The organism is Propionivibrio sp., assembly GCF_041441355.1.
Taxonomy (GTDB): domain Bacteria; phylum Pseudomonadota; class Gammaproteobacteria; order Burkholderiales; family Rhodocyclaceae; genus Propionivibrio.
In genome coordinates, this window is the sequence record NZ_JASDTF010000019.1 from 250,323 (window position 1) to 267,684 (window position 17,362).

Here is a 17,362-nt window from a genome sequence, read left to right on the forward strand (position 1 = left end):
GGCGGAGGGCTTCTCTCCTGACACCATGGTGTCAGGAGGCGGGGGCGAAGATGCGTCCGTCGTCGGCATCCCGCCGGCGCTTTTCAAGGAGTCTGAGATGGCCTCTCCCATCAGCTGGTTTGAACTTCCGGTCAATGACCTGCCGCGCGCCACCGCATTCTATGAGCGCATCCTGAACGTGAAACTCCAGCCCGAAACCTGTGGCGAGTGCACGATGTCGGTCTTCCCCCATGTTGAGGGCTATCCTTCCGGCGCACTGGTGAGCATGGCGCAGATGGTGCCGCAGGACAACGGCACGCTGGTGTATCTCTTCACTGGCGACGATCTGGCGCCCGTGCTGGCCCGAGTTCCGGCGGCCGGCGGGACGGTGGCGATGCCCAGGACGTCGATCGGCGAACATGGTTTCATCGCGCTCTTCATCGACAGCGAAGGCAACCGCGTGGGGCTGCATTCGCTGCATTGAGCGGACGGCATGAACGACGGCGCCGGCGGCGCACCTTGCACGCGCCGACGCCGTTCCCGGTCTACAGCCGGTAAGCGCTGACGATGCGCTGCATGTCCGTGGCCAGGCGGTCGAGTTCGCGCGCCGCGTCGGCGCTGTTGCCGGCGGCGGCGCTGCTTTCTTCGGACATCTGCGCGATGTGCTCGACCTGCACCGCGATGCTGTTGGTCGCGGTGCCCTGTTCGCGGATGGCGGCGGTGATTTCCTCGACCATCCCGACGGCGTGACGGCTGCTTTCGCCGATCTGCTTGATCGAGACGTTGGCCTGCTGCGCGCGTTCGACGCCCTGACCGACCTTCAGCTCCACCGCTTCCATGCTGGTCACCGCGTCGCTGGCGCTCTGGCGCATGGCGTCGATGGTCAGCGCGATCTCCTTGGTCGAGGAGGCGGTGCGCTCGGCGAGCTTTCTCACCTCGTCGGCGACCACCGCGAAGCCGCGCCCCTGTTCGCCGGCGCGTGCCGCTTCGATCGCGGCGTTAAGCGCCAGCAGATTGGTCTGGTCGGCGACTTCCTTGATCACCGCGACGACGTTGGAAATCTGCTGGCTGTGTTGTTCGAGGCCATGGATGAGTTCGGCGGCCTGATGCACGGTGCTGGCGATCTCCTGGATGGCGCCGACGGTCTGATCGATGACCGCGTCGCCGGACGCCGAGAGCTGCCCCGATTCGCACGAGAGGCGGTTGGCCTCCTGCGCGCGGTCGGCGACGTGATTGATGCTGACCGTCATCTCTTCGACGGTGGCGGCCATGTCCGAGGCCGCGGCGCTCTGGTGGTGCGAAGCCGTGGCAACTTGGTTGGAGGTGGTGGCCATCGTGCTGGCGGCCGAGGCGACCGAGTGCGCGCCCTCGGCGATGGATTTGAGGTTGGCCTGCATCTTGTCCAGCAGGCGGTTGAGGGCGGCCGTCGTTTTTCCGATCTCGTCCTCGTTGCCGATGTCGACGCGTACCGTGAAGTCGAGGTCGCCTTCGACGCGGGCGACCATCGACTGGATGCGCGTCAGTGCCGATTTGATGTTGAGCAGCAGCAGGACGCCGATGGCCGTGACGGCGATCACACCGGCGACGATGACGGCAATCGAGATGCCCTTGCCGTGATCGGCCGTTTTCAAGGCCTCCAGTTGCGAGGCTTCGGCTCGTTCGACATTGAAAGCCACATGGGCATCGAGCGCTTCTTGCGCCTTGCTGCTCAAGAGCGCGAGGCGCGTTACATGCGCCGTGCGCTCGGCGTCGATTTCGTTGCGCCGCGATTTGGGCAGGAGTTGCTGGGTCAGCAAATCGAGGTAGTCGCGCAAGCTGGCCTCGTCGGCCGCGAGCAGTTTTTTATCCTGTTCGTTGCTGATCAGTTTTTGGTAGGTGGCGAGTTCGTGCTGCACCCGCTTGCGCTGCTCTTCGATCCGGCTTTCCGCACCGCGCTTGACGTCCAGATCACTGGTCAGCAGGTGCGCGTAGGCGTTGACGCGGATGTTCATGAACGCCTGCCGGAGCTCGTTCAAGGTGACAATGCTGGTCAGGCTGTCTTCATGAATGATGCGGATGCTGTTCGTCTGCTGGTTCGAGACGTTCAATCCGACCCCTCCCACCAGCATTAATGCGATGACCGAAGCGACGATCATCAGGATGATGCGTTGGGCGATGCTGATCCTCTTCATTTTTATCCCCGATTGACGTTTTTGTTTTGCGACGCGTTCGACGATCGACGCGGCGAGGCGCAGCGTCAGCAGAATGCGTGAATCGGTGTTCCGATGAAGGCGGATTCCGGCACTTTTGGCGCGCGGCGTTTTCTATGCTGAAACTGCGTGGCGCGGGCGGAAAATGCCGGCGGCCACCGTGGACGATCCCTTGCATGCTATGCGGATTTCAAGGGGGGATTGGTGAATTATCCGGACGGGATCATTGACTATCCGGACAACAAACAAGCGCCCAACGAATTACTATCTAGAAAAATGAAACGTGCTTGCCCAACGATCCAGGAGCTGCTGGCATTTGATGCCGTTGCCCGCTATGAGAGCGTGACGCTGGCGGCGAAGGAGTTGTGCATCTCGATCAGCGGAGTGAGCAAGCAGATCGCGGGCTTGGAGAGTTATGTCGGCAAGCTCCTGTTCGTCAAGAACGGGCGCGGCGTGGCGCTGACCGCGGTGGGGCGCGAATACTGGCGCCAGATCGCCCCCAACCTGCGCGCTATCGAAGCGGCGACTCTGGCCGTGCGCGCGGCCGAGAACGGCGACGCGACCCTCATCGTGGCCTCGGTGCCGACTTTCCTGGCGCGCTGGCTGATTCCTCGCCTGACCGATTTTCGCCGCCACCATCCCAGCATCGCCTTCTCCTTTCGCCAGCACGTCGATCCCGGCGAAATCTTCCCGGCCGACGTCGACGGGGTGATCAGCCACGCCCCGGGAGGCTGGCCGAACGTGATCTGCGACTACATCACCGGACGCGATTTCGTCTGCATCCGGTCCCCCGAGCTGGAACTCAACGGCGTTCCTCAGTTGCAGGCGGCGGACATGCTGAAAAACACCCTGCTGCACCTTGAGCACGCTCCCTTGAGCTGGCGCAGCTGGGCTGCCCAGCATGGGCTGGACGAAGCGCAGGCACTGGCGGGGCCGCGTTTTGCCCAGTATTCGGCGGTGATCCAGGCGGTGGTGAGTGGGCTGGGGATCGGTCTCGTGCCGTGGTGCCTGGTCGAAAAATCCTTCATGCGCGGGCAGGTCGACATCATCCGGACCTTCGCACGCGAACCCCAGGGCCACTACCTGTGCTACCGGCCGGATCGCGTCGAACGCCCGGTGTTCCGGCTTTTCCGTGCCTGGTTGCTCGACCAGGGGCGGCGCGACAAACGCTGCCCGCATGCGTCGGGCGAAGCGAGTCCCCGCCTCGACGCTGCCGTGACGGGGGCCTTGGGTGACTCGGACGAGGCGGCGGATGCGGTCCTGAAGGCGGCCTTTACTCCACCTCGCTCACGAGGCGGCTGATCTCCAGCACCATCCGGCACGAGAGCTCGAACGAAGGAATCGGCAGGAACTCGCAAGGCGAGTGGAAATTGTGCGCCCCGGTGAAGAAGTTGGGCGTCGGGATGCCGCGCGCCGAGAGGCAGGAACCGTCGGTGCCGCCGCGCATGGCGACGGTCTTGGGCTCGATGCCGAGGCGGGCCATGGCCTGGTAGATGGTGTCGACGCAGGCCTTGGTGTCTTCGCCGAGCGCATCGGCGATGTTGCCGTAGCTGTCCTCGATGCTGAACTTGAATTTGGCCTTGGGGTGGCGCGCTTCGGCGAGGCGAACGGCCTCGGCGATGAACCGCTTGCGGGCCTCGTAGCGCGCCTTGTCGTGGTCGCGGATGTTCATCTTGACGACGGCGAGGTTGTCGTTCGAGGTTACCGAGCGCACCCAGAAGTAACCTTCCTTGCCTTCGGTGTGCTCGGGCGTGTCGTGCCGGTCGAAGTGGTTGATGAGATCGATCGCCGCGAGCGTGGGATTGACCAGCACGCCCTTGGCCGACATCGGGTGCGCCGTGATGCCCTGGATTTCGATGCTGACGCTGGCCGCGTTGAAGGTTTCGTAGACGACTTCGCCGAGCTCGCAGGAGTCGAGCGTGTAGGCGAAGGCCACCGGGAAATCGGCCAGATCCATGGCTTTAGCGCCCACGAGACCGATTTCCTCGTCGGGCACGAAGGCGACGTGGAGGTCGCCGTGGCAGGCGTCGGGGTCGGCGACGAGTTCGGCCAGCGCTCCCATGATCGCCGCGATGCCGGCCTTGTTGTCGGCGCCGAGGACGCTGGTGCCGTCGGTGACGAGAATGTCCTGGCCGACGTAGCGCTCAATCTCCGGGTGCTCGGCGGTGCGCAGCCAGAGGTCTTTCTCCGCGTTGAGGCAGAGGTCGCCACCCGGGTAGGCGTGAACGAGGCGCGGTTTGACGTCGGGCGAGAGGTGCACGTTCACCGTGTCGAGGTGGGCGAGAAAGCCGATGGCCGGTACCTTGCCGGCCAGAGCGGCGGGCAGGCGCGCCGGCAGGCGGGCGGTGAGGATCGCCTGGTCGGTGAGTTTGATGTCGGTCAGGCCCAAGGTTTCGAGTTCGCCCTTGAGCAGGCGGGCGAGGGCCATTTGCCCGGGCGAGCTCGGCAGAACGCCTGCCTTGGCGTCGCTCTGGCTGCTGATCGCGGCGTAGCGCAGGAAGTTGGCGACCAGTTTCTGGCGCAGGATGGTGGAGGAGGCGGAAGGCGAGGTGGACATGACAGGCTCGGGCGCGAATGAAAGCGACATTCTCCTGCCACCCGCCTGGTCCAGCAAGCCGGGCCAGGGTAGATCAGGTGTGGGCGCCGAGGCGGGTGACGCGGCCTTGCCAACCGTCGACTTCGAGTTCGTCGCCATCGGCAATCTCATCCAGGATGCCGGGCAGGTTGACCACCGCCGGGATGCCGAACTCGCGCGCCACGATGGCGCCGTGCGACATGAAACCGCCGGTCTCCATGACCAGGGCGCCGGCCTTGAGAAAGAGCGGTGTCCATGCCGGGTCGGTGGTGGCGACGACGAGGACGTCGCCGCGAGCGAGGCGTTCGCCCTGGTCCGGCCGGTCGAGGCGGCAGGCACGGCCGCGCGCGCGGCCGCTGCCGACCGGGGTGCCGTGGCGCGTCGCGCCGCTGGCGGCGCGCGGCATGGCCGCAGGAGGGGGCGATGCGGCCTCGCTGCCGACGAGGAAGTAGTCCGGAGGCGGGGTCGCGGCCCATTCCGCCTGCTGGCTTTGCCGTGCGGCGACCAGCGCGGCCAGCGCGCTCCCTGGGCGACGCCCGTCGAGAACGGCGAGGATCTCCTCTTCGAGCAGGTCGAAGACGTGCTCGGGCTGAGTCAGCCAGCCGTGCTCTTGCCATTGGCGGCCGAGGTGAAGGAGTGTGCGACGGTTGATTTCGATGTAGGCCGTCAACGCGCTGCGCGCGGCTTCGCGGCCGTTGGTTTCGCGCGTCGCCTGGGCAGCGAGGCGCAGGCACCATTGACGCAGAACCCACGGCAGGGCGCGTAGGCGGTTTTTGGCTGCGGTCACGGCGGCGTGCTGGCGCGCGGCGAGGGCTTCAAGGTCGGTGCCCGCGAGGTCTTCCAGGCTGGCGAGCAGCGCCTCGGGGCGTTCGCGCCAGCGCGGGGTGCGCAGGTAGGTTTCGTAAATGCCGCGATGCCCGTAGCGTTCGAGAAAGTCGGAGAAAGCGAGGCGGAAGGCGTTGTCGGCCGGCAGGGCTTCCCACTCCTGCAGCGACACGCCATCGCCGCGCCGAGCTTCGGTGAGCCAGGCGCGCGTCAACGGATCGGCGAGCGCGGTGCGAGCGATGGCGATCAGTTCGTAGCTCTGACGTGCAGTGACGCTCGGTTCGCCACCGGCGAGTAGAGCCGAGGTCAGGGCGTGTCCTTCGCCGGGAAAGCGGCGTTCGAGAATCTCGGTGAGCAGGCTCAGGCTGCCGCCGCCCGAGCCTTGGAGCAGGAAGACGCCGTGCATCCCGCCCGTGTGGCGGCGCACGGCGCGTAGGTGCGCGGCCAGGGCGGCCGGGGTGTCGGGCAGAGGGCTGCGACGCCAAATCGCGCACTGGCGGTGGATCGCCTCGACCTGTGCTTCGCCGCGCCGGCGTTCGCCTTCGGCGCGCAGGATGTAACGCAACATGCCGGCGGCGCGCCGCAACTGCGCGCCGAGGCCGAGCCGCGGTACGCGGATTTCGGGCTGATGGCCGCCGACGAGGCGGTTCATGCGCTCGGGTTCGACGCCAAAGCCGTGGTAGATCTCCCACTGGATCAGCGAAAGGTTGAGGTAGAGCCGGCCGTCGAACAGCCCGCCGCGCTGCGCGCCGGGATGGCACGGGAAACCGGCGAGGCGCAAGCCGGCTTCGAGGAGGGCGTTGACCAGCCGGCGCGAGGCGCTCCAATCGATCGGCGAGAGCGCGTCGGGAACCACCTCGCAAGTGTTGCCGCGTGACCAGATCACGGGCTGTGTGCGCAGGCCAGGGTAGGTACAGGGGGCTTGCGCGGTGACCGGGCGCATCTGCACGATCCAGAAGCGCGTGCCGTCCCAGACCCACTCGGCGTCGTAGCTCGGGTGCGCGAAATCGAGGGCGCGGGCGGCTAAGCGCAGCAGCTCGGCCAAGGTGCGCGCCTGCGTCGCATCGAGGCAAGGCGCGGCAGCACGGGCTGCGGCGTTGGCCGTCGTCCGCGTGCCGCCGCGAGGGGCTGGCCAGCCGCTCTCGGCTTTGCTGCCGACGCGGTATTCCAGGAGCTGGAGGCTGTCTTCGGCGAGGTCTTCGCCCAGAACGATCTCATCGCCTTCGCTGTGGCCGCCGACCAGCGTTTCGCCGAGGCCCCAGTTGGCATGGATGACGAGGCGGTCGTCGCGCCCGTCGCGCGGATCGCAGGTGAAGGCAATACCGCTCGCATTCGTCGCCAGGAGGGGCATGATCAATACCGCCATTTCGCCGCTGGCAGCGAGGCCCAAACGGGTGCGGTAGGCCTGCGCGGCGGGCGCCGAGGCCGAGGCCCAGACGTCGAGGACGGCGGCGAGCACGGCGTCGGCGCCGACGACGTTGAGCCGTGAACAATGGACGCCCGCGAATGAAGCCTGCGCAGAATCTTCTTCGGGGGCGGAAGAGCGTACGGCCAGCGGGCGTTCGAGCCAGCCGTGCGCGGCCAGCGAGGCCGCGAGCGCGGCGCGTAGTTCGGCCCGGGCCGCCTCGGACGCGCTGCGCAGGGCGCGAAACACGGCGACGGGGATGACGATTCCCGCCGGCACGGGAAAATCCAGCGCGGCGAGGCGGGCCAGCGTCCAGGCTTTGCCACCGACCTCGCGGCTTCCGGCGGCAAGAATTTCGGGCCAGCCTGCGAGCAGCTGCGGCGCGTTCATGGCCGTCCCCGCAGGCCATCTAAGACAAGGTCGAGCATGGCGTTAAATTCTGCGGCCAGGTCGAGCGCGGGCTGCTTCAACCAGCGCATCAGGCAGGCGAGATAGAGAAATTGCAGGTAGTGCGCGACTTCGTCGGCCGGGCGGTTGGTGTTGAACTCACCTTCGGCCTGCCCGCGCGCGATCAGTGCGGTGAAAACGCGGTCGAGGCCACTGCGTGCTTCGTGCGACAAGTGTTCGTTGCCCGCGATTTCACCGAGGCGGTAGCGGACGTAATGTCCTAAGTAATCGCGTCGCGGTGTCGACCAGACCGCCGAGTGAGCAAGGAAGGTGCGCAGGGCGCTTTCAGCCGTCGGAAGCCCGGCGAATGCGGCGTGCATTTCGGGCTGGGCCGCAGCGAGTTCGCGGTGGAAACGGTGGCGCAGCAGCGCTTCCTTGACCGGAAAGTGTTTGTAGAGCGTGCCCTTGGCGACGTCGGCCGCTTCGGCGATGGCCTCCATCGTCACCGACGCGTAACCATGGGCCTCGAAGAGCGCCCACGCCGTGTCGGCGAGGTGGTCGGCGGTTTGCTGCCGCTTGCGTTCGCGGCGACCAGGCAGAACGGGGGCTCCCTCGTGTGTTGCGTCGGAGTGAGCGGGCGAGGATTGCGGCGTCGACGGTGCGGTTTGGGCGGGCATGGGGGTAAAAAATTCGTGAACGACGTAGAAAACTATACGACGTTCACGAATTTTTGCAAAGCCGTCGTGCTGCCAAGTGAATTCGGACGGGGCGCGATCTTGCGTCTCTGGGGGCTAAAGGGAGGCTGCCGCGTTGATTTGCTGTGCCGCAAGCTCGGCGGCACGGCCGGTGAACACGGCGCAGCGCTGACGCAAGCGGTGTTCACGGAAGTGCGCCTGGCCTTCCGGTGTGCCAAGGTCGCAGCCGAGCAGGCGATGGCAATCGCGCGCGCCGAACTCGGCTTCGAAGGCGGCGATCAGCGCCTGCGTGGCGGCGTAGGCCGGTTGCGAGGCGTCGTCGGGCGATGCGCGGCCGAGCGCAAGGCCGATGCCGAGGATGCCGCCCGTCAGCGCGCCGCAGGGGCCGCAGCGGCGGGCGAGTCCGGCGCACAGGCCGGTGGCGATCCGGGGCACGAGGGCACTGTCGATGCCTTGGGCCTGTGCCAAAGCGAGTAATACGCTCTCGGCACAGTAGAGGCCATCAGCGAACGCCGTTTCAGCGTGATGGCGGACTTGGGCTGGATCGAGTTGGGGCACGGTGCTCTCCTTCTTGAGATTCAGCGCGACGGCGTCGGGGCGGAGAGGCCGAGTTCGTCGAGAAAACGCCCGACGTGCGGTTCCCATTGCGACTGGATGCGGGTGAAGGCGGCGTGGCCGGCGCCTGCGCCGGCACCGTGCACGGACGGCAACTGGACGAAACGGCCCGGGCTGCCCTGGGCACTGAAGGCGGCGAACCAGGCCTGCGGGATGTCTTGGCCCCAGAAGCCGTCGTTTTCGCTGTACAGCCACAGCGTCGGGATGCGCGCCGTTTTGCCGTAGTCGGCATAGAGGGCTTCGAGCCGGTCTGGCCGGCAGGGCTGGCCGGGGCGGTTCACAGGGTCGCCACCGCCACCGCCGGCAAAGTTGATCGCGGCCAGAACGCCGGGCGGGTTGTGCGATGCGGCCTCGATCGCCAGCGCGCCGCCGTAGGATTGGCCGGCGATCACGCCACGCGCGGGATCGACGAAGGGCAGGGTGCGGGCGTAAGCCAACACCTGTGCGGTTTGCTGCCCGCCGACGCCGAGCGAGTAGGCGAAGTCGCGCTCATTGCAACGGCCCGCGTTCTCCACGTCCGGACCACCGCTGGCGCCGTAGCCGATCCGCAGGTGGGCGAGAACGACGAAGCCGCGCGCCACGAAGTAATCGATCTGCTTGCGGTAGCCGTCGACGCGGAAATTGGCGAAATTGCCGTTGGCCGGACGACCGTGGCCGAGGATGAGGAAGGGGTGCGGCCCCGGGGCGCTGTCGTCGCGGAAGATGCCGACGTGCATCGTCTGGCTCAGCGTTTCCTGGTGGCGCAGTTCGACCTTGACCGGCAGGGCGACGGTTTCCTCGACCCGCGCCGCCTGGGCCACGGGCAGCAAGGCGAACATGAGAAAGGCGCCGCCGGCAACGGTGGCCATCGCGGCAAGACGACGGCCCAAGATGGGGAGGAGGGTCATGGTTGCTTCGTTTCGCGAGAGGAGGAAAGTGTGGCCGGACCGGGCTTGGCGACGAAGGCTTGTTTGCCGTGGCGGTCAAAGCCCGCGTTTTCGTAGAAGCGGAACGTAGCCGCGTCGAGCCGGCCGGTGAGCAGCATCACTTTGTAGCAGTGGGTCGCCCAGGCGTCGGCCAGAGCGCGTTCGAGCACCGCCTGGCCGTGGCCGCGCCGGCGGTGTTCGGCGTGGGTGACGACGTTCTCGATCAGGCCGTAGGGGCGGCAACCGCGGGTCAGGTTAGGCAGGAGGTGAAGGACGCAACTGGCGACCAGCGCCCCCTCAACGAAAAGGCCGTAAACGCGGTGCGCCGGGCTGTCGAGTAGGGCATGGCCGACGGCGTCGACCCGGGCGCGCTCCGGGCGCGGGGCGTCTTGCGCGTGCAGGTGGGTGTAGAGGTCGAGCAGGGCGTCGAGGTCGGCGGGGCCGAGCAGGCGGATGTTCATGGGCGGGGTTCGATACGGAAGTCGGTGCGATGGGGGGCAGTGCCGGCCGGAATCTCGGGGCGGATGGGCATGGCGGCGCCTCATGACGAATGGCAGGAGGATACCCCTGCACCGGTCGGGCGTCGATGTCGTGGGGGCGGATGCTGATGTGTTGCGCGAGGCGATGTTGCGGATTGGCATCCGCGGCGTTTGCAGACTATGTTCAACATATGAAAGCGGGATGTCTGCGGCCGAGGGGCGATGGTCGCGGTTTCCCCGTTTCATCTACATCTCAACCGGGCTGTGGTCCCTAGACAGGAGGACGGCATGAAGAGCGAAGCGTGGGTGTGGACGTCGCCGGGCGAACCGGAAGGCCTGAAACTCGAGTCGCGCGTGTTGCCCGAACCGGGCGTGCGCGAAATCTGCGTCGAGAACCGGGTCGCCGCGTTCAATCCGGTCGACTGGAAGCTGATCGAATCCGGGCATCCGGTGTGGAGCGCCGGGCATGTTCCCGGCGTCGATGGCATGGGTGTCGTGGTCGCCGTCGGCGAAGGTGTCTCACACCTGCGTCCCGGCGCTCGCGTTGCCTATCACGCCGATCTGCGGCGCGACGGGAGCTTTGCCCGCCATACCCTGATCCCGGCACGCGCCGTGCTGAGCGTTCCGGCGGGCTTGAGCGACGAGACCGCGGCGGCTTTTCCGTGCCCGGGGCTGACCGCCTGGCTGGCGCTCGCCAAACTGCCCGAGATCAAGGACGAGGCGCTGCTGGTTGCCGGAGCGGGCAGCAACGTCGGGCGTTTCGTCGTGGCCCTGGCCTTGCGTGCCGGGGCGCGCGTGTTCGCCGCGGCCGGGCCGGCGCATCACGATGCGTTGCGCTGCCAAGGGGTGTGCAGCGTTGCCGACTATCATGATCCGGCCTGGGTTGAGCGACTGCAGACGGCCAATGGCGGCGCGCCCTTCCACGTAGTCGTCGACATCGCCTCCGGCCGGCAGGCGGCGAGCCTCGTCCAACACATTGATTATTCCGGGCATCTGGTCGCGGTGATGGGGCGGGTCGAGGAAAACCTCTGGCCGCCGTTCAGCCGCTGTGTTTCGCTGCACGAAGTCGCACTCGGTGCGCAGCACCAGCACGGCTCCGAGCGGCAGTGGCAGCGCATGGTGATGGCCGGCGAAGGGATGCTGCAGGATCTGGCGCAAGGACGTCTTCCGATCCCGCCGGTGAAGGTCGGCGAATTCGCCAACCTGCCGCAGTGGCTGTCCGAATTCAAGCGCGGCGGACAGGGGATCAAGTACCTGGTCCGGATTTGAGCGACGTTCTCTGCGCGGGCGCCGTTGGGCGCACCGCGCAGAGGGGGCAGCATCGCCTCGGGGCTTGAAAACCGGGAGGGAGTGGCCATATTCGGGGTACGGGACTTCCCGTTTTTACAAGGAGGACGAAATGGCCAACCTGTCGCGTTATCGTGGCTACGGAGAAGGTCTGGACGATCTCTTTCGTGGCTTCCTGATGAGTCCGGTCCGCCTCGATGGGCAGCCGGAATTGCAGATCAAGATCGACGTTTCCGAGGATGAAAAAGCCTACACCGTGCACGCCGAGATTCCCGGGGTGAACAAGGAGGACATTCTGGTCGGCGTCGATGGCAATCAGGTTTCGATCAGCGCCGAAATCAAGAACGTGTCGGAAGTGAAGGAAGGCAGCCGGGTGCTGCGCAGCGAGCGTTATTTCGGCAGTGTGTCGCGCGCTTTCTCGCTGGCGCAGGATGTGGACGCGAGCACAGTCAGCGCGAAATACGCCAACGGCGTGCTCGAACTCGTCTTGCCCAAGCGCACCGTGGCGCGCAGCACGCGCATCCGCATCGAATAACGTGTTGAGGGCATAAGGCCGAACGCCCGCGTGGGCATCTTCGGCCCGGCGGCGTGGCGCGTGCGGTCCGGCGCGCCACGTGCCGTTGACGCTCAGGCGAAGGCCAGCCCGGCAACGCCGGAAAGCATGATCGCCGCGCCGACAATCTGCGTCGGGCGCACCGCTTCCTTGAGCAGACGGGCGCCCAGAAGGGTGCCGATGAGCATGGAGATTTCGCGCACCGGGGCAACGTAGCTGAGCGGCGCCAGTTGCAGCGCGTAGAGCACCAGTGCGTAGGCGGCCGGCGAGAGCAGGCCGACGGTGAGGATTGCGGCGCGGTGCGACCGCCACTGTTCGCGCAGTTCGTCGCGACGACACAGGGCAAAGGGCGCGAGCAGGGCGCTACGCACGATCAGTCCGACCACGTAGAAGAGAATCGGCGACATGCCGAGGGCCTTGATCGCCCAGCCGTCGAGGACGGTGTAGGCGGCGATGCACAGGCCGGTGAGCAGGCCCCAGAGCACGCCCAGCTGGCGCTTGCGCTGACTGCTGCTGCCACCTTGGAAAATCCGCCCGCCGTCGGCCGAGACGAAGAGGCCGGCCAGAATGGCGCCGACCGAGAGTGCGCCGGTCAGGCTGGGCAGTTCGCCGAGCAGCAGCACGGCGACGACGACGGTGAGCATCGGGCCGCTGCCGCGGGCGATCGGGTAAACCACGGCGAAGTCGCCGACCTGATAACCCTTCTGCAGCACCAGCGAATAGACGATGTGGATGACACCGCTGCCGATGGCGGCGAGCCACATCCAGAGGTCGAAGGTTTGCGGTGCGGTCAGCCAGATCCAGGCCGCGACGGGCAAGGCGGCGCAGACGCTGACCTGACCGAAGAGCCAGACGAAGGGCAGGCCGCCGGCAACTTTCTTGGCGACGATGTTCCAGATGGCGTGGCACAGCGCGCCGGTGAGGACGAGCGCCAGGGCGAGTGCGCTCATGCGGCGTTCTCCGGTGCAGCGGCGTGCGGCGCGGCCAGCATGAACGCGCGCCGGTTTTGGCGCAGGCCGTTCAAGGTATGAGTTTTGTTGTTGGATTCCATGCCGGCGATTATGCTCCCAGGCGCATCCGGATGCGATCCGGGCGATTCGATGGCGAGGGTACGGGTATGAGTAAAACCGATAATGCTGGGTCGAGCGTGGCTGCCTGCCACGCCGAAACGGCGGCGTTGCCGCTCAACGCTGTGCGCGTCTTCGTCGAGGCCGCGCGCGCCGGCAGCCTGAGCGGTGCAGCCCGCCGCCTGGGCATGACCCAGAGCGGCGTCAGCCATCACGTGGCGACGCTGGAGAAACACCTCGGCGCCCGGCTTTTTGTGCGCGCAGCCGGTGGCGTGCGGCTCACCGACGACGGCCGGATCTACTACGACGCGGTGCACGAGGCGCTCGACACCCTGGCCCTCGCCACCCGGCAGATGAGCTTGCGTCCTCCCTCGGCCGGAACGCGCCTGGTGGTGCGCACGTCCTTGCCGAGCTTTGCAACGCACGTGCTTCTGCCCGAGTTGTCCGCTTTTTCCGCACAGAGTGGCTTGTCGGTCGATGTCGTCACCTCGCTCGCCCCGCCCGAGACGGGGGCGCGTTACGACGTGCTGGTAACGCGCGATCTGGACGTCGATGCCGACAACCACTGGCAGTTGGCCGGCGAAACCCTGATCGCGGTTGCCGCGCCGGGCGTTGCCGCCGGCCTGCGCGCCATGCCGCCCGCAGACTGGCCCTTCGTCGTCGCCCGCTCGCGCCCCGATGTCCTCGCCCAGTGGGCGGCCGGACAGGACCTCGACGCCGGGGCGGTGCGGGTCGTCGCCGGTTTCGAACACTATTACCTGGCGATCGCGGCGGCGCTTGGCGGCCTTGGGGCGCTGGTCGTTCCGCGCCTGCTGGTGCGCGACATCCTGACGCGCGGCCTGCTCGTCGATCTGGGGTGGCCGGCGGTGCGCGGCGACGCGAGTTACAAGGCCGCGGTCAATCCCGCGGCCGTCCTGCCCGAGGCGGCCGTGGCCTTTTGCCGCTGGCTGAGCGGATTATTGAAGAGCGAAGTTGTCAACTAGGCGCGACGCCATCGCGCCGTGGCGAATCGCGTGAACAGCAGTCGGGATCAGCGTTTCGCGGTGCTGCTGGCGTGGCGGGCGAAGTGCTTGCAAAACCACTGTGTGGTTTCGCGCGCGGCGGCTTCGAAACCGGCCGAGCCGGCGATCTCGAAGCCGATTTCGGGGATCGCGCGCACGGTGCTCAAGGCCTGCAGTTCCTTCTGCGCCCGCCGTGCGGCTGCGAGCTGGGCTGCGTCGTTTTCTTCCACGAGCTGGAGCAGCGGCGCTTCGAGCGTGCGCAGGTAGAGCAGGCCGGCCAGGTCAATCAGACCGCCGCGGCAGACCACGGCGGCGATGTCGTGGTCGCGCAGGGCGGCGACGCGTACCGCGACCGGCGAGGTGGCATGGGCGGCGCAGAGGCCGAAGGGGAGCGTCTGCAGTTCGCCCATCAGCATGCGGGTCTTGATCAGGTCGAGGACGTCGACCAGGCGTCGGGCGAGCAGCGGCACGTTGTTGTGCAGGTCGGGGTAGTGTTCTTCCTCGCGTGCGATGAGGTCGATCGCCAGGGTCGACAGCCCCGCGTGACGCAGGATGCCGGCCAGCACATGTTCGCGCGCGTCGAGCGCGGGCGCGGCGTAGGCCAGCACGACAAGGCCCGGTGCGGCGGGATGCAGACTCAGCTGTCCGTGCAGGCGCGCGTGCGCCGGCCCCTGCACGCAGGGCAGGCTGAGCGGGATGGCGTGTTCGTCGGGGGTGAAGCTGTCCATGGGAGGGCTAGCGCCGGGCCAGGCGGACGGGAATCCGCTGCGCGCCGAAGGGCTTGCCGAAGCGGCCGAAGTGCCCGGCGATGGGCGTCCGGCAGTGCGGGCAACGGCCGTCGTCAGGCAGGTCGTACCGGCGGATGGTGTAGCCATCGCGCTCGATCAGCGCGGCATGGCAGCCCGGGCAGAAGGTCGTTCCACCCTCGCTGTCGCGCACGTTGCCGGTATAGACGTAGTGCAGGCCGGCGTCGAGCGCGAGGCGCCGGGCATGGCGCAGGAGGGCGGGCGGGGTCGGGTCGAGATCGGTCATCTTCCAGTCGGGATGGAAGGCGGTGAAGTGCAGCGGCACTTCGGGCCCGAGCTCCTTGACGACCCAGCGGGCCAGTTCGGCGATTTCGGCGCTTGAGTCGTTATGCCCGGGGATCAGCAGGGTGGTGATTTCAAGCCAGCATTTGGTGTCGTGGTGGATGTAGGCCAGCGTGTCGAGCACCGGGGACAGGTGGCCGCCGCAGAGCTTGACGTAGAACTCGTCGCTGAAGGCCTTGAGGTCGACGTTGGCCGCATCCATGACGGCGAAGAATTCGCGCGCCGGTTCGGGGTGAATGTAGCCGGCGGTGACGGCGACGGTTTTCACGTGCTGACGGTGGCAGGCGAGCGCGGTGTCGATGGCGTATTCGGCGAAGATCACCGGGTCGTTGTAGGTGAAGGCCACCGATTGCGCGCCGTAGGCCGCGGCGGCGCGGGCGATCCCGTCGGGGCTGGCGGCGTCGAGCAGGCGGTCGGTGTCGCGGCTTTTGGAGATGTCCCAGTTCTGGCAGAACTTGCAGGCGAGGTTGCAACCGGCCGTGCCAAAGGACAGGATGGCCGAGCCGGGATGGAAATGATTGAGCGGTTTCTTCTCGACCGGGTCGATGCAAAAGCCCGACGAGCGACCGTAGGTGGTCAGCACCATCTGTCCGCCGTCGTTGCGGCGCACGAAGCAGGCGCCGCGCTGACCGTCGTGCAGCTTGCAGTCACGCGGGCAGAGGTCGCACTGGAGGTGCGGTGGCTCGCGGCCGTCCTCGAGGGGGTGCCACCAGCGGGCGGGATGGGCGGATTCGGGCGTTTTCACAAGGTTCTAGGGCCGAGGTGAAGCGTGGCTTTCGATTCTACCCGCGCCGGGGCGGGCGGTCGCTTCTTCCTTCCACTTGCGCACCCGGTAACGTTCGAGCTTGAGCTGAGGCGACCAGTAATCGGCGGGAAGCCCGGCCTTGCGTTTGAGCTGGGCGAGAAAGTCGTGCGGTTGCGGCAGGCTTTCCCAGACCTGCGGCAGGAAGGTTGCGCGCTGCGCGCCGCAGCTCAGGATGAGACCGTCGATCCCGGGGCGCAGGCGCTCGAGCGCTTCGGCTTCGTCGGCGCAGGGCAAGGGCTCGGCCTGGGCGAGCAGGGAGACCTCGATCCGGGTGACGGCCAATTCGTCGGCGGCGAGCGGCGGGAAGCGTGGGTCGCGGAAGGCCGCGGCCAGGGCGTTGGCGACGACGTCGTCGGCCAGCGGGCGGTGCGCCTGCAGGCTGCCGATGCAGCCGCGCAAGGCGTTGTTCTGGGTGAGGGTGACGAAGCTGGCGCCGGGGGCCGTCAGTTCGGGCAGCGGTGGCGCTTCGAACGGTGCGGTTGCCTGCCCGAGGTGGGCGGCGATGGCGTGACGCGCCAGCCCGAGCAGGGCGGCGCCCAGGGGGTCAGTGGACATGCGGTTTCCCCTCGTGCGGTTCCGTGCAGAAGGTAAAGGCACCGTAGCCGACGACGCGCTGGCGGTCGCCGGCCGTGTCGCCGGAGTTGCGCAAGTCGACGAGTTCGACGTGCAAGTCGTGTTGCCGGGCGGCATGCAGCAGGCCGTTGATCGCGCTGGCGCCGCAGGCGCTGCGCGGGTCGTCGAGCGCACGCAGCGCCAGGATGCGCTGCGCGGTCTGCGCGTCACTCTCGCAGGCCTGTGCGTAAGGCAGGTAGTGCGAGAGGTCGGAGCTGACGACGATCAGGGTTTCCGGGCCGCCCCACAGTGCGTCGAGAACTTCGCCGACGCTGGCCGGGCGCACTTCGCCGACGACCAGCGGCAGGATGCTGAAGTCTTCGAGCGTGCGCTGGAGGAAGGGGAGTTGGACTTCCAGGGCGTGCTCCTCGGCGTGTGCCGGGTCGCTGACGCCGACCTGTGGCAGCGCGCAGGCCGTAGCGCGGGCCTCGACGTCGATGGGCACCTCGCCGAGCGGCGTGGCGAAGGCGCTGCAACTCGGCACCGCGAGGCCGCGCAGGGCGACCCGATGCGCCGGGCCGAGCAGGACGACGCGACGGTACTGCGCCGCGTGTGGCGCGAGGCGGGCATAGAGGCGGGCGGCGATGGGGCCGGAGTAAACGAACCCGGCGTGCGGCACGATGACGGCCTTGGGCGGCGGATGCGGCGTGGCGGCTGCGGTGTCTGCTGCGCCGGCCGTTGCCAGCAGGTCGTCGACACAGCGCAGCAGGGCCGCCGACGGCGTCGGGTAGAACATGCCGGCGACAGCGGCCGGGCGGATGGATGCGGTCATGGCGGACTCCTCGGGGCGGCGCCGGAACAGCCCTGCGTATCGGGGCTCGGGGTGCATCAGCGGGCAGCGAGGCCGGCCGTGGTCAGGCGCGGACTCGGCGCTGCGCGCCGTTGGGCTTGCGTT

The 17,362-nt window shown here is 67.6% G+C and carries 17 protein-coding genes; 5 read left to right on the forward strand and 12 right to left on the reverse strand.

Going from position 1 to position 17,362, the window contains the following annotated elements; all coding sequences use genetic code 11:
• Window positions 1–97 precede the first annotated feature (97 nt).
• On the forward strand, window positions 98–463 hold the full coding sequence (locus tag QMB55_RS07615; protein WP_497588084.1) for a VOC family protein: 366 nt from the start codon (window positions 98–100) through the stop codon (window positions 461–463).
• A 61-nt stretch (window positions 464–524) separates the two neighbouring features.
• Here the strand turns inward: QMB55_RS07615 and QMB55_RS07620 are convergent, their stop codons facing one another.
• Window positions 525–2,150 carry a methyl-accepting chemotaxis protein gene (locus QMB55_RS07620; RefSeq protein ID WP_497588085.1) on the reverse strand — a complete coding sequence of 542 codons (1,626 nt, stop codon included), beginning with the start codon at window positions 2,148–2,150 and terminating at the stop codon, window positions 525–527.
• A 294-nt stretch (window positions 2,151–2,444) separates the two neighbouring features.
• Between QMB55_RS07620 and QMB55_RS07625 the strand changes: the two genes are divergently transcribed.
• The gene (locus QMB55_RS07625; RefSeq protein WP_497588086.1) at window positions 2,445–3,470 is read left to right on the forward strand and encodes a LysR substrate-binding domain-containing protein; all 1,026 of its coding nucleotides are present in this window, start codon (window positions 2,445–2,447) and stop codon (window positions 3,468–3,470) included.
• Here QMB55_RS07625 and pepT read toward each other — a convergent pair.
• The 6 genes from pepT to QMB55_RS07655 form a co-directional block, all read right to left on the reverse strand.
• Window positions 3,442–4,725 carry a peptidase T gene (gene pepT / locus QMB55_RS07630; RefSeq protein ID WP_497588087.1) on the reverse strand — a complete coding sequence of 428 codons (1,284 nt, stop codon included), beginning with the start codon at window positions 4,723–4,725 and terminating at the stop codon, window positions 3,442–3,444. The two genes, QMB55_RS07625 and pepT, sit on opposite strands and share 29 nt — an antisense overlap.
• A 73-nt stretch (window positions 4,726–4,798) precedes the next feature.
• Window positions 4,799–7,363, reverse strand: coding sequence for a PEP/pyruvate-binding domain-containing protein (locus QMB55_RS07635; protein WP_497588088.1), 2,565 nt, complete (start codon window positions 7,361–7,363; stop codon window positions 4,799–4,801).
• Window positions 7,360–8,037, reverse strand: coding sequence for a TetR/AcrR family transcriptional regulator (locus tag QMB55_RS07640; RefSeq protein WP_497588089.1), 678 nt, complete (start codon window positions 8,035–8,037; stop codon window positions 7,360–7,362). The genes QMB55_RS07635 and QMB55_RS07640 overlap by 4 nt, the downstream gene beginning before the upstream one ends.
• Before the next feature lie 114 nt (window positions 8,038–8,151).
• A complete protein-coding gene (locus tag QMB55_RS07645; RefSeq protein WP_497588090.1) occupies window positions 8,152–8,613 on the reverse strand; it encodes a C-GCAxxG-C-C family protein in 462 nt (153 codons plus the stop codon).
• Between the two features lie 20 nt (window positions 8,614–8,633).
• Window positions 8,634–9,557, reverse strand: coding sequence for an alpha/beta hydrolase family protein (locus QMB55_RS07650; protein ID WP_497588091.1), 924 nt, complete (start codon window positions 9,555–9,557; stop codon window positions 8,634–8,636).
• A complete protein-coding gene (locus QMB55_RS07655) occupies window positions 9,554–10,036 on the reverse strand; it encodes a GNAT family N-acetyltransferase (protein WP_497588092.1) in 483 nt (160 codons plus the stop codon). Before QMB55_RS07655 ends, QMB55_RS07650 begins: the two co-directional genes overlap by 4 nt.
• A gap of 306 nt (window positions 10,037–10,342) precedes the next feature.
• On the opposite strand from QMB55_RS07655, the gene QMB55_RS07660 reads away from it, so the two are divergent.
• Window positions 10,343–11,323, forward strand: a complete 981-nt coding sequence (locus QMB55_RS07660; RefSeq protein WP_497588093.1) for an alcohol dehydrogenase catalytic domain-containing protein — start codon at window positions 10,343–10,345, stop codon at window positions 11,321–11,323.
• 130 nt (window positions 11,324–11,453) lie between these two features.
• Window positions 11,454–11,876 (forward strand): Hsp20/alpha crystallin family protein, encoded by a 423-nt coding sequence (locus QMB55_RS07665; protein ID WP_497588094.1) that lies wholly within the window; start codon window positions 11,454–11,456, stop codon window positions 11,874–11,876.
• A gap of 92 nt (window positions 11,877–11,968) precedes the next feature.
• Here QMB55_RS07665 and QMB55_RS07670 read toward each other — a convergent pair whose 3' ends face one another.
• A complete protein-coding gene (locus QMB55_RS07670) occupies window positions 11,969–12,844 on the reverse strand; it encodes an EamA family transporter (protein ID WP_497588095.1) in 876 nt (291 codons plus the stop codon).
• Window positions 12,845–13,011: 167 nt separating this feature from the next.
• Between QMB55_RS07670 and QMB55_RS07675 the strand changes: the two genes are divergently transcribed.
• Window positions 13,012–13,944, forward strand: a complete 933-nt coding sequence (locus tag QMB55_RS07675; RefSeq protein WP_497588096.1) for a LysR family transcriptional regulator — start codon at window positions 13,012–13,014, stop codon at window positions 13,942–13,944.
• A 47-nt stretch (window positions 13,945–13,991) separates the two neighbouring features.
• Here the strand turns inward: QMB55_RS07675 and QMB55_RS07680 are convergent, their stop codons facing one another.
• Genes QMB55_RS07680 through amrB form a run of 4 tightly spaced genes read right to left on the reverse strand, consistent with a single transcriptional unit; the run spans window position 13,992 to window position 17,239 of the window.
• A complete protein-coding gene (locus QMB55_RS07680) occupies window positions 13,992–14,690 on the reverse strand; it encodes a hypothetical protein (protein WP_497588097.1) in 699 nt (232 codons plus the stop codon).
• A gap of 7 nt (window positions 14,691–14,697) precedes the next feature.
• A complete protein-coding gene (gene amrS, locus QMB55_RS07685) occupies window positions 14,698–15,795 on the reverse strand; it encodes an AmmeMemoRadiSam system radical SAM enzyme (protein WP_497588098.1) in 1,098 nt (365 codons plus the stop codon).
• 6 nt (window positions 15,796–15,801) lie between these two features.
• Window positions 15,802–16,410 carry an AmmeMemoRadiSam system protein A gene (gene amrA, locus QMB55_RS07690; RefSeq protein WP_497588099.1) on the reverse strand — a complete coding sequence of 203 codons (609 nt, stop codon included), beginning with the start codon at window positions 16,408–16,410 and terminating at the stop codon, window positions 15,802–15,804.
• The gene (amrB, locus tag QMB55_RS07695) at window positions 16,400–17,239 is read right to left on the reverse strand and encodes an AmmeMemoRadiSam system protein B (RefSeq protein ID WP_497588100.1); all 840 of its coding nucleotides are present in this window, start codon (window positions 17,237–17,239) and stop codon (window positions 16,400–16,402) included. Before amrB ends, amrA begins: the two co-directional genes overlap by 11 nt.
• Window positions 17,240–17,362: the final 123 nt, after the last annotated feature.

Coding starts and splice junctions, on each gene's coding strand:
- QMB55_RS07665 (WP_497588094.1), top strand. CDS start 11,454: ATGGCCAACCTGTCGCGTTATCGTGGCTACGGAGAAGGTCTGGACGAT.
- QMB55_RS07620 (WP_497588085.1), bottom strand. CDS start 2,150: ATGAAGAGGATCAGCATCGCCCAACGCATCATCCTGATGATCGTCGCT.
- amrB (WP_497588100.1), bottom strand. CDS start 17,239: ATGACCGCATCCATCCGCCCGGCCGCTGTCGCCGGCATGTTCTACCCG.
- QMB55_RS07615 (WP_497588084.1), top strand. CDS start 98: ATGGCCTCTCCCATCAGCTGGTTTGAACTTCCGGTCAATGACCTGCCG.
- QMB55_RS07640 (WP_497588089.1), bottom strand. CDS start 8,037: ATGCCCGCCCAAACCGCACCGTCGACGCCGCAATCCTCGCCCGCTCAC.
- amrA (WP_497588099.1), bottom strand. CDS start 16,410: ATGTCCACTGACCCCCTGGGCGCCGCCCTGCTCGGGCTGGCGCGTCAC.
- QMB55_RS07635 (WP_497588088.1), bottom strand. CDS start 7,363: ATGAACGCGCCGCAGCTGCTCGCAGGCTGGCCCGAAATTCTTGCCGCC.
- QMB55_RS07680 (WP_497588097.1), bottom strand. CDS start 14,690: ATGGACAGCTTCACCCCCGACGAACACGCCATCCCGCTCAGCCTGCCC.
- QMB55_RS07625 (WP_497588086.1), top strand. CDS start 2,445: ATGAAACGTGCTTGCCCAACGATCCAGGAGCTGCTGGCATTTGATGCC.
- QMB55_RS07660 (WP_497588093.1), top strand. CDS start 10,343: ATGAAGAGCGAAGCGTGGGTGTGGACGTCGCCGGGCGAACCGGAAGGC.
- QMB55_RS07655 (WP_497588092.1), bottom strand. CDS start 10,036: ATGAACATCCGCCTGCTCGGCCCCGCCGACCTCGACGCCCTGCTCGAC.
- pepT (WP_497588087.1), bottom strand. CDS start 4,725: ATGTCCACCTCGCCTTCCGCCTCCTCCACCATCCTGCGCCAGAAACTG.
- QMB55_RS07670 (WP_497588095.1), bottom strand. CDS start 12,844: ATGAGCGCACTCGCCCTGGCGCTCGTCCTCACCGGCGCGCTGTGCCAC.
- QMB55_RS07675 (WP_497588096.1), top strand. CDS start 13,012: ATGAGTAAAACCGATAATGCTGGGTCGAGCGTGGCTGCCTGCCACGCC.
- QMB55_RS07650 (WP_497588091.1), bottom strand. CDS start 9,557: ATGACCCTCCTCCCCATCTTGGGCCGTCGTCTTGCCGCGATGGCCACC.